Genomic DNA, 14,809 nt, shown 5'->3' on the forward strand with positions numbered 1-14,809 from the left:
TGCTCTCCCGGATGAATCCGGGAGATTCCTGCCTACCTTGCGGTGGCGGGCTTGGCGCGGCGTGCGCGCCTGACGACTGCCCTTCCGGCAGCCGGGATGAGCGCAAGGCCCATCCGGTACAGGTGCAAGACGTTCCGGGCTCCGTTGTGGTCGGCGTTGCCCACCCAGCCGCAGTCGGGGTTCTTGCACACGAACACGGCCTGGGACTCCCGGCTCCCCGGTGTGGTGAACCCACACATCCAGCAGCGCTGGGAGGTGCCGGGGGCGGGAACCTTGTGCAGAGTGCCGCCGTGGCGGGCGGTCTTGTACCTCAGCAACTCGACAGTGCGGCCCCATGCCTCGCCGCTGATGGCGCGGTTGAGGCCGGACTTCTGGGCGACGTTCTTCCCCGGCCTCTCTACGGTGCCTTTGGCGCTCTTGACCATGTTCGTGATGTTCAGGTCTTCCACCACGACCACGCTGTACTTCGCGGCGATGGCAGTGGTGGCCTTGTGCTGCCAGTCCAGGTGTCTGCGCTTGGCTCTCGCGCGGAGTCCCGCGATCTGGTCATAGGTGGTCCGCAGGCGGTGGGAGGTGCGCTCTCCCCGTTTGCGGAAGCTCTTGCGGTGCGCGGCCCGCTGCTCGAGCCGGCCAAGCTTGGCTTGTTCCGTCGCGGTCAGCCATGCGTGGTGGTCGTATGTTGTGCCGTCGGAGAGAGCGAGCGGCACGGTGACTCCCACGTCGATGCCGACTTCGGGGCCGGTGTGTGGTTCGGGGGTGGGTTCGAGGGTCTGGACGCGGAAGGCTATGTGCCAGCCGAGCGCGTCTTTGACCAGCCGGGCCCCGGTGATCCGGTTGTCGGCGTTGGCGTGCTTTCCCACGGGCAGGTCTTTGGTCCAGCGGAACCGGACCCGGCCGATCCTGGGGATGTTGACCATGCCCCAGCGGCGGTGCACCCGAGTGATGTGCGGGTCCCGGCCCTGGGGGATGTCCACGGACATCACCGTGCGGAAGCGGGCTTTGAACTCCGGGGCGCCCGCGCGGCCTTCCCAGCAGTTCTTCCATGCCTGGAAGTACGTCTTGAGTACAGCCTGGGCGGCCTGGGCGGGGAGGGCGGCGAGCCAGTCGATCTCCTTGCGGGCCTGGCGGATCGCCGCGTCCGCCACCGTAAGGGAACGCTTGCCCCTGGGCAGCATGGTCCACCAGTCGTGCAGCAGGTTCCACAGGGTGCGGGCAGCGTGTGCCTGACCGTCCATGAGCTGGACCTGTGCAGGCGTCAGCGCCAGCCGGGCGCGATGCCCGAACTGCCGCTTCTCGACGAATCCCGATGTACGCACCGGGCGCCACGTCGTCCACAACCTGCACGTCCATTCGGTTTTCGTCACCAAGTACCGGCGGCGGGCCTTCACCAGCGAAATGCTGTTCAGGTGCGAGGAGATCATGCGTGAGGTGTGCGGGGACTTCGAAGCGGAGCTCAAACAGTTCAACGGCGAGGAAGACCACGTACACCTGCTCGTGCACTACCCGCCCAAGGTCCAGCTCTCCAAGCTGGTCAACTCCCTCAAAGGCGTCTCGTCGCGCTACCTGCGCAAGGAGTACGACGCTCACGTACACCGCTACCTGTGGGGCGGACACTTCTGGTCCGGGTCCTACTTCGCCGGATCATGCGGAGGCGCCCCGCTGACCGTCGTACGCCAGTACATCGAGAACCAGCAGCGCCCCGCGTAGCCAGCCGAGGCCACCACTGCCGACCCGTGCTCACGTGCGGGCCACAGCAATGTCGGGACGCGCTTCACCACCGCCCTGAAGGGCGGCGCACTGCGCAAGATCAAAGGTAGACCTCGCGCAGCGGAAGCCTTGAGGAGGCTCGGCGTCAACGGTCCTGGAGCTCGTCGATACGGACCGGGCCGCCCGTGGTGATCGACCGGATGGCGGCGAGGGCCATGGACAGCGCGGCGCGGGCGTCCTCGCCGGTGACGGAGGGGGTGCCCGCCGTGCGCACGCGATCGGTGAAGTCGGCGAGTTCGGCGACGTAGGCGTCGCGAAAGAGATCCTGGTCGTAGCCGACACAGTCGGCGGCGATGCCGTCCGGGCCGTAGGCCGTCAGATGGCTGCGGCGGAGCTCGCCCATGGTGAGCATGCCGGCCGAGCCGAAGACCTCGCCACGGACGTCATAGCCGTATACGGCCTGGAAGTTGGCCTCGGCGGTGGCGAGCGCGCCGTTGTCGAAGCGGATGGTGACGAGGGCGGTGTCGAGCAGGCCGCGGTCCTTGAAATCGGGGCGGATCAGGGCGTCGGCCATGGCGAAGACCTCGACCGGCTCGGCACCGGGGTTGAGGAAGCGCAGGGTGTCGAAGTCGTGGATAAGGGTCTCCAGGAAGATCGTCCACGGCGGGATGGGCGCCGGGTCGGCCAGCTTGGGGTCGCGGGTGAGCGAGCGCAGCAGCTGCGGGGTGCCGATGGCGCCGGCGGCGATCTTGTCGTGGGCGGCGCGGAAACCCGTGTCGTAGCGGCGGTTGAAGCCCACCTGGAGGGGGACGCCCGCGTCGGCGGCGGCCGCGATGGCGCGGTCCGCCTCGGCGAGGCTGACCGCCATGGGCTTCTCGCAGTAGACGGCCTTGCCCTGCCGGGCCGCGGCCTCGACGAGGTCGGCGTGGGTGCGCGCCGGGGTGGCGATGACCACCGCCTCGATGCCGGGGTCGGCGAACAGCTCCCCGATCTCGGTGTACGCCGTGGGGCAGCCGAGCCGGTCGCCGAGCCGCCGCGCGGCGCCCGGGGCCGGGTCGGCGATGGCGGCGAGCCGTACGCCGGGAAGGCGGTGGGCGAGGGTTTCGGCGTGGAAGGAGCCCATCCGTCCGGCGCCGACGAGGCCGACGGGGAGGGGGTTTCGCGTGGTCATGCGGGTGCTCCGGATGTCCGTAGGGGGCGTGATGCCCGTAAGGGGCGTGATGTCCGTAGGAGGGTGTCCGTAGGGGGGTGTTCGTAGGGCGCGATGTCCGTAGGGGGTGCGGTCAGAGGCTGAAGGCGGAGCGGAACCGCTCCAGGGCGAGGCCGCTGTCGCCGGAGGCCCATGCCTCCATGGCGACCACGCCGCCGTAGCCGAGGGCCGCGAGGGTGTGTGCGACGGCCGGGTAGTTGATCTCCCCGGTGCCGGGCTCACAGCGGCCGGGTACGTCGGCCACTTGGATCTCGCCGATGAGGCCCTGGCCATGGGCCCGGCGGATCAGCTCGATCAGGTTTCCCTCGCCGATTTGGGCGTGGTAGAGGTCCAGGTTCATCCGCAGACCGGGCCGGTCCACGGCGGCGACCAGGGCCAGGGTGTCGGCGGCCGTCGCGAACGGCACACCGGGGTGGTCGACGGCGGTGTTGAGGTTTTCCAGGGTGAAGGTGACCCCGGTGCGCTCGCCCAGTTCGGCGAGGCGGGTGAGGGTGCGGTGGGCGGCGATCCACATCTCCCCGGTGGCCTCCCCCGCCACCGGCACCACCGGCAGACCGTCGCCGTCCAGGCCGGTGCCGTGCAGATTCAGCCGGGGGCAGCCGAGCCGTTCGGCCACCTTGACCGACTCCTCGGCGGTACGCAGAAGTTCGGCCGCCCCGTCCTCGTCCGTGAGGCTGCCGCGCAGATAGCCGGTCATCGAGGAGAACACCGCGCCGCTGCGCTCGAGGGCGGCCAGGTCGTGGCGGGTCCAGTCCCAGATCTCGACCTGGAAGCCGGCGTCGTGGATGCGCCGCGCCCGCTCCTGGATGGGCAGATCCCGGAAGACCATCTCGGCACAGACCGCCAATGTGTACATCGCTGCTCGACCTCTCTGCGACCCGTTCGACGAGACCTCTGACCAGAACCGACTAGAACGTTCTAGTCGCGGGCAGCAGTACGCCACTCGGCCCGGCGCCCTGTCAAGAGGTGGCCACACAGCCGACTAGAACGTTATAGAAGTCGTGGAGCCGCGGCATTCGCGGTGGTGTCCCGCTCGGCTACGATCGACGGCCGGACGACGAAACCTCAACTCCAGGGAGACCAGTGGTGCCACCGACGCCGGCCGTCCCCCAGGGGAAGCGCCCCACCCTCGCCGATGTCGCGGCGCGGGCAGGCGTGTCGACGGCGCTGGTCTCCATCGTGATGCGCGACGCGAAAGGCGCCGGCGCCGACACCCGCGAGCGGGTCCTCGAGGCCGCGCGGGAAATCGGCTACCGGCCCGACGCGAGGGCGCGGCTGCTGCGCAGCCACCGGTCCCATCTCCTCGGGGTGCAGTTCGGCCTCCAGCACCCGTTCCACTCCGATCTGCTGGAGGGCATCTACGCGGTGGCCGAGCCGGCCGGCTACCAGATCGCGCTGAGCGCCGTATCCGCCGGCCGCGGCGAGCAGCGCGCCACCGACACCCTGCTGGCCGACCGCTGCGAGGCCCTGATCCTGCTCGGCCCGCAGGCCCCCACCGCGCGGCTGGCGGAGCTCGCCGGGCAACTGCCGGTCGTCTCCGTGGCCCGCCGGCTGCGCGGGTCCGTCCCGGGTGTGGAGGTCGTACGGACCGCCGACGACGAAGGCGCCCGCCAGGCCGTGGACCACCTGGTGGCCCTCGGCCACCGCGACATCGCCCACATCGACGGCGGCAGGGCACCGGGCGCCGCCGACCGGCGCCGCGGCTACCGCACCGCCATGAACCGCCACGGCCTCGCCGACCGCGCCCGCGTCCTGCCCGGCGGCCTGACCGAGGAGGAGGGCGCCACGGCGGCCCGCGCCCTCCTGGCCGCCGACCCCCGGCCCACAGCCGTCCTGGCCTTCAACGACCGCTGCGCCACCGGCGTCCTCGACATCCTCCTCCGCGCCCGGGTGTCCGTCCCCGACGAGATCTCCGTCATCGGCTTCGACGACAGCCACCTGGCCCGCCTGGCCCATATCAACCTCACCACCGTCGGCCAGGACATCCCCCGCCTGGCCGAACTCGCCGTCGGCCGGGCCATCGCACGGCTGGAGGGGGCGGGCGCCGCCGGCGGCGAACCGTCCGCCGCCGAGACATCCAGCGGGGACACATCTGGTACGGACACATCCGGCGGGGAAGCCGTCGTCGCCCCCCGCCTCGTGGTCCGGGGGACCACAGCCGCCCCCGCCCGCCGCCCCGGCGGGCTCACCCCGGGAAGCGGCTCCGGTGCGCACGGCGCGTCAGCGGGCGGCTGACCGCCTCCACCAGCCAGTCCAGTTCGGCCTGGCGGGCCCGTACCGGGTTGCGCAGCGTGCCGACCCCGTCGATGGATATCTCCACCACGTCCCCGGCGCTCAGTGTGAAGTCGAGCGCGGGCACGATGCCCGTGCCGGTGGACAGCACCGCGCCGTCGGGGAAGGGCTGGGAGCGCCACAGGTGGTCCACCAGCCCTCCCGGGGTGCGGTGGAACGCGGCGGTGGAGGTCGTCCCCCGGTAGGCCGCCTCGCCGTCGCGCCACACCACCAGGCTGATGCCCAGCGCGTCGGGTGCCTCGACCTCCCAGGCGGGCACGATGCCCGAGGACACCGCGGCGCTTCCGGCGTAGATCTTCGCCTGGGGGAGGTAAAGCGGATTCTCGCCCTCGATGGAGCGTGAACTGACGTCGTCGGAGACCAGATAGCCGACGGTCTCGCCGTGCCGGTTGAGGACCAGCGCCAGTTCGGGCTCGGGGACGTTCAGCTCGGAGTCGTCCCGTACGGCGATCGGCTCACCGTCGGTCACCACGCGCCAGGGGGACGACTTGAAGAACAGCTCCGGGCGCTCGGCGTCGTAGATCCGCTCGTAGACCGACTGCTCGGTGCTCTCCTCCACCCTGGCCTCGCGCGAGCGCTCGTAGGTCACCCCCGCGGCCCACAGCTCCATCAGCCCGTCGAGCGGCGGCAGCAGCAGAACGTCCCGCTCGTCCGCGGCGGCCGGGCCGGCGGCGGTCTCCTCGACCAGGGTCCGCAGCTCCGCCGTGGACAGCCGCAGCACCTCGGCGACCAGCGGCGCTCCGGTGAAGGTCCGGATCGCGCCGGTGTCGTCGGAGACTCCGGTCCGTACGGTCTCGGTGTCGTCAGCGAAGCGCACGATGCGCGTCATATGTCGTCCTCTCCGTTCCTGACGGTGTGATCCGTCCTACCCCACCGGGGGCTGTCGCATCGTGCCCGGCGCATGTGCGCCCAAACACCTCGCACAACCGGTTGCCGGGAGCTTGGCACAGTTTTTTTCGAAAGTATGCCGTGACTCTTGACGCCCTTTCGCGACAGGAAGAGGCTCGGGCCACCCGACCTTAGCAACCGGTTGCTATGACGTTTTCACGCTCGCAAGGAGTCAGGCATGAACACGCCCCTGTCCCGCCGTACCGCCCTCCAGGCGGCGGGCGCCACGGCCCTCGCCGCCGGCCTCACCGGCACCGCGGCCGCGTCCGCCCGGGCGCAGCAGGCGGACGACCCCGCGCCCACGCTGGTCACGTACGACATACCGAACGGAGCCCCGGTCAAGACCGACAGCTTCGCCGTCAAGGTCCGTACACCGGGCGGCGGCTGGCAGAGACTCGGCACCTATCTGGCCACCCTGAACCTGGTCAACACCGCCACCGGCTCCGGCCAGCAGCAGAAGTCGTCCCTCGCGTACTTCGACTTCTCGGGCGGCGTCGAGGTCGAGGTGACCTACGTCAAGGGCGGCGTGGACAAGGTGCGCGTCCGCCCCGACTCGTACGGCATCGTTCCCGATGTCCTCGGCGACACGCTGCGGTTCACCCTCGACCGGCCGCGCAACGTCGTCGTCCAGGTCAACGACGACATCTTCGACTGTCTGCACCTGTTCGCCCGCCCCCTGGAGAAGCACCGTCCCGCCGAGGACGACCCCGACGTCATCTACTTCGGCCCCGGTGTGCACACCACCCCCGGTGGCACGGTGGCCGTGCCCTCGGGCAAGACCGTGTATCTGCACGGCGGCGCGGTGCTCAAGTCGCGGGTGGTGTTCAAGGACGTCCGGGACGCCCGGCTGATCGGGCGCGGCGTGATCCACGCGGCGGCCGGCGGGGGCGCCACCGTCGAGGGCTCCTCGGACATCTCCATCGGCGAGGTCACCATGCTCAACCCGGACGGCTACGCGGTCACCATCGGCGAGTCGAAGGACGTCACCATCCGCGGGATGGGCTCCTTCAGCTCCAAGGGCTGGGGCGACGGCATCGACATCTTCTCCAGCTCCCATGTCACCATCGACGGCGTCTTCATGCGCAACGCCGACGACTGCGTCGCGATCTACACCCACCGCTGGGACTACTACGGCGACACCCGCCACATCACCGTCAAGAACTCCACCCTGTGGGCGGACGTCGCCCACCCCATCAACGTGGGCACCCACGGCAACTCCGACAGCCCCGAGGTCCTGGAGAACCTCACCTTCAAGAACCTCGACATCTGCGACCACCGCGAACCCCAGATGGGCTACCAGGGCTGCATCGCGCTCAACCCCGGGGACTCCAACCTGATCAGGAACGTGCGCGTCGACGGTGTCCGGGTCGAGGACTTCCGGGAGGGCCAGCTGATCCATATGCGGGTCATGTACAACACGAAGTACAACACCTCGGTCGGGCGTGGCATCGAGGACGTCTACATCAAGGACCTCAGCTACACCGGCACCCACACCAACACCTGTCTGCTGCTCGGTTACGACGCCGAGCACGCCGTCAAGAACGTCACCTTCGAGAACCTGGTGATCAACGGCAAGGTCATCGCCGACACGATGAAGAAGCCCGGCTGGTACCTCGCCACGGACTACATCCCGATGCACACCAACGAGCATGTGACCAACCTGAAGTTCATCACCACCGCCGAGGCCGCGTCATGACGAACCCCGCACCCAGCCGCCGGGGTTTCCTCGGCGGCTCCGCGGCCCTGCTGCTGGCCTCGGGCGCGAGCGGGCTGCTCATGCCCGGCTCGGCCCGGGCCCAGGAGAACACCGCACTCCGGAGCTTCGCCCACCCCGGGCTGCTGCACAGCGCCGCGGACCTCGCCCGGATGAAGGCCGCGGTGGCCGCCAAGGAATCTCCCGTCTACGACGGGTATCTGGCGCTCGCCGCGCACGCCCGCTCCTCGGCGTCGTACACCGTGCAGAACACGGGCCAGATCACCTCCTGGGGCCGTGGCCCCTCGAACTACATGAGTCAGGCCGTCGCGGACTCGGCCGCCGCCTACCAGAACGCCCTCATGTGGTGCGTGACCGGCGAGCGCGCCCATGCCGACAAGGCCCGCGACATCCTCGACGCCTGGTCGGCCTCGCTCACCGCCGTGACCGGGGCGGACGGCCCGCTCGGCGCCGGGCTCCAGGCCTTCAAGTTCGTCAACGCGGCCGAGCTGCTGCGCCACGGCGACTACGACGGCTGGGCCCGGGCCTCCATCGCCCGCTGCGAGGAGTCCTTCCTGCGGGTCTGGTATCCGGCCGTGTCGGGCTACATGCTGTACGCCAACGGCAACTGGGACCTCACGGCCCTCCAGTCCATCCTGGCCATCGGCGTCTTCTGCGAGGAGCCCACCCTCTTCGAGGACGCGCTGCGCTTCGCCGCGGCCGGCGCGGGCAACGGCAGCGTCCGGCACCGCATCGTCACCGACGCGGGCCAGGGCCAGGAGAGCGGGCGCGACCAGGCCCATGAACAGCTCGCGGTCGGCCTGCTCGGCGACGCCGCCCAGGTCGCCTGGAACCAGGGCGTCGACCTGTGGGGCTTCGACGACCACCGCATCCTCGGATGCGTCGAATACGCCGCCCGCTACAACCTCGGCGACGACGTCCCCTTCACCCCCGACCTCGACCGGACGGGCAAGTACCTCAAGACGACCGTGTCCGACAAGGTCCGCGGCACCCTGCCGCCGGTCTACGAGATGGCGTACGCACACTACGCCGGTGTGCGCGGCCTCGACGCCCCGTACACGAAGCGGGCCGTCTTCCGGGGCGCGGGCGGCGCGCGCGTGGTGGAGGGCGGCAACGACGACCTGCCGAGCTGGGGCACGCTCACCTATGCCGGGGCGCAGGCGTCACCCGCCGCGCCCACGGCCCCCGCCGGGACCACCGCGACCGGCGACGGCCACGCCGTCACCGTGTCCTGGCTGCCGTCCGCGTGGGCGACCGCGTACACGGTCCGCCGGGCCACCCGCCCCACGGGGCCGTATGAGCGGATCGCGTCCGGCGTGGCGACCCCGGCGTATGTGGATCGGGACGTGCGCGCGGGCCGGACGTACTACTACACGGTCAGCGCCACCAACGCGCGCGGCGGAAGCGGCGATTCGGGCTGGGCCGCGGCGACCGCCGGGCTCCCCCGCCCCTGGGCGACCCGGGACGTGGGGGACGCGAGGATCCCCGGCTCCGCCGGCTTCGACGGCGAGCGCTTCGTCCTGGAGGCGAGCGGCACCGCGGACACCTACCGCCTCGTACACCTCCCGCTGGCCGGTGACGGCACGGTCACCGCACGCGTCGTATGGCCGCTCAGCTCCCAGTACTCCAAGATCGGGGTCACCCTCCGCGATTCCCTCGACGCGGCCGCCCCGCACGCCTCCATGCTGATCCAGGGGCTGCCGCTGCACACCTGGAGCGGCGTGTGGACGGTGCGCCCCTCGGCCGCGGCCGCCACCTCCGCGACCGGGAGCACTCCCGTGCCACCGTCCCAGCGGCAGGCCATCACCACCGCCGCGGCCTTCCCGATCTCCGACCTCGGCACCCTGCCGGAGTCGGCGACGCCCCTGGAGGCCCCGTATGTCGAGGGCGCGGGCGACGGCTACCGGCTGCGGGCGCCGTACTGGGTGCGGGTGCGGCGTCAGGGCGGACGCTGCACCGGATCCATCTCCCCGGACGGCGTCCGGTGGACCGAAGTCGGCGCCAGCGACGTCGAGTTGGGGCGAACGGCGTACGCGGGGCTGGTCCTCACCTCCGCTCTGGGCGTGGCCGAGGCCTACGCCGAGACCGGCACCGGGGCCTTCGACAACGTCAGCGTCACCTCCGCCACCGGCCCGGTCTGGTCCGTGCCACGCCCCGCGCGCGCCGCCACCGACCTGCGGGCCGCCACCGGCACCGACGCCGTCGAGCTGGCCTGGACCGACCCGGACCTCTCGGCCCGATACGCGGTGCTGCGGGCCCCTCGCGCCGACGGCCCCTATGAGACCGTCGCCACCGGCATCGGCCCGGTCGGCTTCGGCACCCGCATCCGGTACGCGGACGCGACCGGCGCGCCCGGTACGACGTACCACTACACCGTCGCGAAGACCAACAGCGGCGGCCACGGCCCGCGCTCGGCGCCCGCCGAGGCGCGGATGCCCACCCCCGCCGCGCCACACCTCACCTCCACCGCCACGGTGTTCGCGAACCAGGGTGTTCCCTTCCGGCATCTGCTCCGGGCCTCGCACGAGCCCGTACGGTTCCTCGCCGACGGCCTGCCCAAGGGGCTGAGCGTCGACAAGCGCACCGGGCTCATCTCCGGAACACCCACCGAAACCGGCGAGTTCGGCGTCACCACCACCGCGGCCAACGCGGCCGGTGCCGCGACGGGTACGCTCACGCTCACCGTGGGCACGCCTCCGCCCGAGCCCTGGTCGTACGGCGATCTCGGCGACCCGGTCCTCGACGAGCGCGCGTTCGGGACCTTCGGCGTGGTGGCGATCCGTACGCCCGGAAGCACCGCGTACGACGACGGGGCCTTTGTCGTACGCGGCGCGGGAGTCGACCTCAGCGTCAACGGCCAGGGGATGACCGGGCAGTTCGTGCGGCGGCCCGTCACCGGCGACTGCGAGATCACCGCCCGGCTCGTCTCCCGCGCGGGCGCCGCCGCCTCGGACCGGGTGGGGCTGCTCATGGCCAAGTCCCTGTCGCCGTTCGACCAGGCGGCCGGAGCGATCGTCACAGGCGGGACCGCCGCGCAGCTCATGCTGCGCACCACCGTAGCCGGCGCCTCCGCCTTCACCGGCACCAGCAGTGCCCGGCTCCCCTGCCTGCTGCGGCTGAGGCGCACCGGGACCGCCTTCGCCGCCGCCGTTTCCGGCGATGACGGTGCCACCTGGACCTCCCTCGCCGAGGGAGCGATCCCCGGCTTCGGTGACGCGCCCTACTACGTGGGGCTTGTGGTCTGCTCCCGCGATCCCCTGGCCCACAGCACCACCCGGTTCGACCAGGTGAGCAGTTGACTGTACCTACTAGTATGTACGAGCGTGGTCGGCGACAGGCTCCGGACAAGCTCCGAGGCGACAAGCCCACTGAGGGGAGAACCGCTGACATGCCATTCGTCCGCATCGACGCGCTGGGGGCCGACAGCGACCGGCTCGACGCGCTCGGCCGCGCCGTACACGACGCCATGGTCGAGACCATCGGCTTCCCGCCCGACGACCGGTTTCACGTCCTGGCCGGCCACGACGGCGTCGGCAGCACACTGCGCTACGACAACTACCTCGGTGTGCGGCGCGACGACGGCGTCGTGTACATCGCGATCACCATGCGCTCCGGACGCCCGCCCGCGCGGAAACGGGCGCTGTACCGGCGGATCGCCGAGCTCGCCCACGCGTACGCGGGGACCGAGCCGCGGAACGTGTTCATCGTGCTGACCGAGAACGAGTCGATCGACTGGTCGTTCGGCCACGGGGTGGCGCAGTACGCCGATTCCTCCGACGCGACCGGCCCGAGCGCGGGGGAGGTCTGACACGGCGCTCACCCGGTCGGCGTCATCCCTGTGTGACAGGTGACGCCGGCCGTGTCGCGTCAGCCTGCCGCGGCCACCTGCGCCTGCTTCTTGCGGGCGCGATAGGCCGCGGCCTTGAGCCTGTTCCCACAGGACTCCATGCCGCACCACTGCCGGCGCATCCCGCGCGACCGGTCGATGTAGACGCGGGTGCAGACGGGGTTGCCGCACTCCTTGAGCAGCGGCACATCCGGCCCGCCGAGAAGCTCGACGGCGTGCCGCGCCACGGTGGAGAGCGCCTCCTCCGGCGTCGCGTCGGCCCACCGGCCCGACACGGTGAGCTGGGGCGTGACGGGAGGCTTGCGGGCCATGCCATTCACCATGGCCAGCGCCTCACTGTCGTAGACGCCCCCGGCGATGCGGGCGGTGACCAGCTCATAGATGGCCTCCCGTACGGCAATCGCCTGCTCGACGTCGGCCTCCTGACCGGCGGAGACCTCGTCGACGATTCCCGACTCCAGATACCAGGCGTCCAGCCGGTCCGGCGACACGAACATCTCGAACCGCACCGAACGGCGAGCGCGGAGCGTCGCGGCGAAGTCGAGAGCGGGGCTGCCGCACAGAAACACATGATCCAGATTCACGTCACCATCTTGGCGGGTGACCATGACTTCCGCAAGGATCGTCACCGGCCGGACGGGTGATGGACGGCGCCCCGGTCACCAGCGCGCGAGCACGGCCCGCCGCGGCGCGCCCCGCTATTCGCCTCTATTCGCCTCGCCAGATGTTGTCGAAGGCCGCTTCCTCGATGGCGCGCCGCTGCCGTACGGCTTCCAGCTCCATCACCGCGTCGTTCACCGCGGCGAGCACCGTCACCACCGCCTCGTCGGCCACGTCCGGAGAGTCTCCGGGCGGCTCCTCGCGAATCCCGACGGCCGCCGCGAGGGCGGCGAGGACGGGCTCGTCCGATGTCCAGCGGTCCGCCGCCTCGTGGTGTGCGGGTGAGTCGGCCAGAGCGGGCCGGCCGGTCCGGAAGGGTGTCCAGCGGTGGCGGCGCCGGGTGATCTCCCCCTCCTGCTCCAGCGCGGCCGCGTAGGCCGCGGACAGGCCGCGGCCCCGGCGCCACAGCCAGTCGCCGACCGACTCGTACGGCGCCTGTCGATCCAGCGACGACGCGGCCTCGTTCAACAGACGATCGGCGATCGGCGGCTGGAGACCCGGCACGATGACGTCGCCGTCCAGGCTGAGCGCTTGGGCACCGATGAGGTCGATCATCTCGGCCCCCGCGAGCCCGAGCGACAGATCTCCGCGCTCCACTGGACGGTCGGGCACCGTTTCCATGGCGACGATCAACAGGTCCCGCGGTGTGGTCATGAGTGGCTCCACGTCAGAGGCATCGATGGCGATACGTCGCTGAGCGGCCGACCCCGTAAACAGCGTCGGTGTCCGGCGGAGGAGTTTCCCGTACGTGGCCGACTGTAGCGCGCCCCGGTCAGGGGCGGTCCGACCTGATGACCTCGGTTTCCTCCGCCGCGGACGTCCGTACGGGGACGGCACGCCGCACCACGGCCATGTGATGCGGGAAGCCGATGCGGAGGAGCGCGGCGGCGAGGGCCGCGACGAGGACCACCAGGGCGGCCAGGATCAGGGCCTGGTGGTAGCCGTGATGGAGCAGCGGGCTGACGGCCAGGGGGCCGAGGATCTGGCCGACGGAATATCCGGCGGTCAGCAGGGCGACGGAGCGGGGGAAGCGCAGGTGGGCGCCGGTGGCCAGGGCGAGGGTGCTGACGCCGAGGAAGGTCGCGCCGAAGAGGAAGGCGGAGATCAGGGCGGCCGCCACCCCGCCGACCAGGGCGGGCAGAGCGATACCGACCGCCTGGATCACCAGCGCGGCGAGCAGCACGTCGGGACGGGACCAGCGGCGTCCCAGCCAGGCCCAGAGTGCCGAGGACGGCACGGCGGCCAGGCCCACCAGCACCCAGGCGCCGCTGCCGAGCCAGCCCGGGGAGCCCTGCTCGATCGCCGCCACCAGGAAGGTGCCGGCGACGATATAGCCGATGCCCTCCAGGGTGTAGCTGACGAACAGCGCGCCGAACCAGCGGTGCGTACGCGTCCGCGGCCGGTCGGGCGCCGCCGCCGTGGCCACGTCGCCGGTGGCCGTGGGCGGGATCTCCGGCCGGAGATCCCAGGAGACGGCGGCGAAGAGGACGGTGAGTCCGGCCGCGGCCCACCAGGCGGCCTGCCAGTCGGCGACGGTGCGCAGCAGGAGGATCAGCAGCCCGGACAGGGCGATGCCCGCGCCGACCCCGCCGAAGGCCCAGCCGGGCAGGTGGGCGGGGTGTTCCCGCAGATGGCTGAGGAGCGAGCCGGCCGCGATGACGAAGATCAGGGCGCTGGCCACCCCGGCCAGCAGCCGCAGCGCGATCCATGCGGCGGCGCTGTGTGTGGCGGACATCCCGGCGAGCGTGCCGGTCAGCACGATCAGCGAGCCGCGCAGCACGGCGGGCGAGCGGACCACCGCGGGCATCAGGGTGCCGATGAGCGCGCCGATGAGGTAGCCGACGTAGTTGGCGGTGGCCAGGTTGGCGCCGACGGCGGCGGACAGCCCGGCCTGGGTGTGCATCAGGGGAAGGATCGGGGTGTAGACGAACCGGCCGACCCCCATGCCCGCCGCGAGCGCCGCGGCGGCCTGGGCGACGTGCGCCCAGGGCGTGTGGAGGGGGTGATTGGGAGAGTGTCGCCGGGTTCGGGCGCTCATGAGAGGTCCTCGTGTGATGGTGCGCGTCGTACGGCCGCGGTGCGCGGTTGCGGCCTGGGGTCCGGGTGCGGCGGTTACGGCGTGGGGTCCGTCCAGCCCGGATCGTTGGGGTGGGACTGGAGCGCGGTGACGGTGAGGGTCATCCAGGAGCGCAGGGGCAGCGTGCCGAGCACCTTCTCGTGAAGTTCGCCCTCGTCCGCGGCACGCCACACGCCGACGCTGCGCAGTTCGCCGACCGGGCGCCACAGGCGCACCAGGTGGCCGGTGGTGGCCAACTCCTCGGCGCGGACCGCCTCGGCGGCGCGGCGGCGGTCGACCTCGGCCTGGGGGGTGTCCTCGGGGACCGTGGTGGTGATCTCGACCAGGAACTCTCGCATGGCGGAGAGGGTCTCCGCGGTGACCTGCCTTCGGGCGTTCATGGGCTCATCCTGACCCTGTCACCAGGGCAGATGC

General features: G+C 71.4%; 13 protein-coding genes. 5 read left to right on the top strand and 8 right to left on the bottom strand.

What is annotated here, in order from left to right:
- Positions 1-32: 32 nt before the first annotated feature.
- Positions 33-1,235, bottom strand: coding sequence for an RNA-guided endonuclease InsQ/TnpB family protein (locus ACWY4P_RS06915; protein ID WP_456209248.1), 1,203 nt, complete (start codon positions 1,233-1,235; stop codon positions 33-35).
- Here ACWY4P_RS06915 and tnpA point away from each other — a divergent pair.
- Entirely contained in the window at positions 1,234-1,707 is a 474-nt protein-coding gene (gene tnpA / locus ACWY4P_RS06920; protein ID WP_456209249.1) for an IS200/IS605 family transposase, read from the top strand. The genes ACWY4P_RS06915 and tnpA overlap by 2 nt on opposite strands.
- A 145-nt stretch (positions 1,708-1,852) precedes the next feature.
- Here tnpA and ACWY4P_RS06925 read toward each other — a convergent pair whose 3' ends face one another.
- Together ACWY4P_RS06925 and ACWY4P_RS06930 are read right to left on the bottom strand one after the other, a co-directional pair.
- Positions 1,853-2,878, bottom strand: coding sequence for a Gfo/Idh/MocA family oxidoreductase (locus ACWY4P_RS06925; protein ID WP_456209250.1), 1,026 nt, complete (start codon positions 2,876-2,878; stop codon positions 1,853-1,855).
- A gap of 112 nt (positions 2,879-2,990) precedes the next feature.
- The gene (locus tag ACWY4P_RS06930; RefSeq protein ID WP_456209251.1) at positions 2,991-3,773 is read right to left on the bottom strand and encodes a TIM barrel protein; all 783 of its coding nucleotides are present in this window, start codon (positions 3,771-3,773) and stop codon (positions 2,991-2,993) included.
- 230 nt (positions 3,774-4,003) lie between these two features.
- Between ACWY4P_RS06930 and ACWY4P_RS06935 the strand changes: the two genes are divergently transcribed.
- Positions 4,004-5,152, top strand: a complete 1,149-nt coding sequence (locus ACWY4P_RS06935; protein ID WP_456209252.1) for a LacI family DNA-binding transcriptional regulator — start codon at positions 4,004-4,006, stop codon at positions 5,150-5,152.
- Here ACWY4P_RS06935 and ACWY4P_RS06940 read toward each other — a convergent pair.
- Complete coding sequence (locus tag ACWY4P_RS06940; RefSeq protein ID WP_456209253.1) at positions 5,103-6,038, bottom strand: fumarylacetoacetate hydrolase family protein; 936 nt, start codon at positions 6,036-6,038, stop codon at positions 5,103-5,105. The genes ACWY4P_RS06935 and ACWY4P_RS06940 overlap by 50 nt on opposite strands.
- Positions 6,039-6,275: 237 nt before the next feature.
- Between ACWY4P_RS06940 and ACWY4P_RS06945 the strand changes: the two genes are divergently transcribed.
- From ACWY4P_RS06945 to ACWY4P_RS06955, 3 genes are all read left to right on the top strand, one after another.
- Positions 6,276-7,793 (top strand): glycosyl hydrolase family 28 protein, encoded by a 1,518-nt coding sequence (locus tag ACWY4P_RS06945; protein WP_456209254.1) that lies wholly within the window; start codon positions 6,276-6,278, stop codon positions 7,791-7,793.
- On the top strand, positions 7,790-11,110 hold the full coding sequence (locus tag ACWY4P_RS06950) for an alginate lyase family protein (RefSeq protein ID WP_456209255.1): 3,321 nt from the start codon (positions 7,790-7,792) through the stop codon (positions 11,108-11,110). Before ACWY4P_RS06945 ends, ACWY4P_RS06950 begins: the two co-directional genes overlap by 4 nt.
- Positions 11,111-11,199: 89 nt before the next feature.
- Positions 11,200-11,619 carry a tautomerase family protein gene (locus ACWY4P_RS06955; RefSeq protein WP_456209256.1) on the top strand — a complete coding sequence of 140 codons (420 nt, stop codon included), beginning with the start codon at positions 11,200-11,202 and terminating at the stop codon, positions 11,617-11,619.
- A gap of 59 nt (positions 11,620-11,678) precedes the next feature.
- Here the strand turns inward: ACWY4P_RS06955 and ACWY4P_RS06960 are convergent, their stop codons facing one another.
- The 4 genes from ACWY4P_RS06960 to ACWY4P_RS06975 all read right to left on the bottom strand — a co-directional run bounded on the left by ACWY4P_RS06960 (position 11,679) and on the right by ACWY4P_RS06975 (position 14,733).
- A complete protein-coding gene (locus ACWY4P_RS06960) occupies positions 11,679-12,242 on the bottom strand; it encodes a CGNR zinc finger domain-containing protein (RefSeq protein WP_456209257.1) in 564 nt (187 codons plus the stop codon).
- A gap of 124 nt (positions 12,243-12,366) precedes the next feature.
- A complete protein-coding gene (locus ACWY4P_RS06965) occupies positions 12,367-12,972 on the bottom strand; it encodes a GOLPH3/VPS74 family protein (RefSeq protein WP_456209258.1) in 606 nt (201 codons plus the stop codon).
- Positions 12,973-13,090: 118 nt separating this feature from the next.
- Positions 13,091-14,356: a YbfB/YjiJ family MFS transporter gene (locus ACWY4P_RS06970; protein ID WP_456209259.1), complete on the bottom strand. Its 1,266-nt coding sequence runs from the start codon at positions 14,354-14,356 to the stop codon at positions 13,091-13,093.
- 74 nt (positions 14,357-14,430) lie between these two features.
- Positions 14,431-14,733: a muconolactone Delta-isomerase family protein gene (locus ACWY4P_RS06975; protein ID WP_456212838.1), complete on the bottom strand. Its 303-nt coding sequence runs from the start codon at positions 14,731-14,733 to the stop codon at positions 14,431-14,433.
- Positions 14,734-14,809: the final 76 nt, after the last annotated feature.

The organism is Streptomyces sp. LZ34 (genome assembly GCF_053890475.1).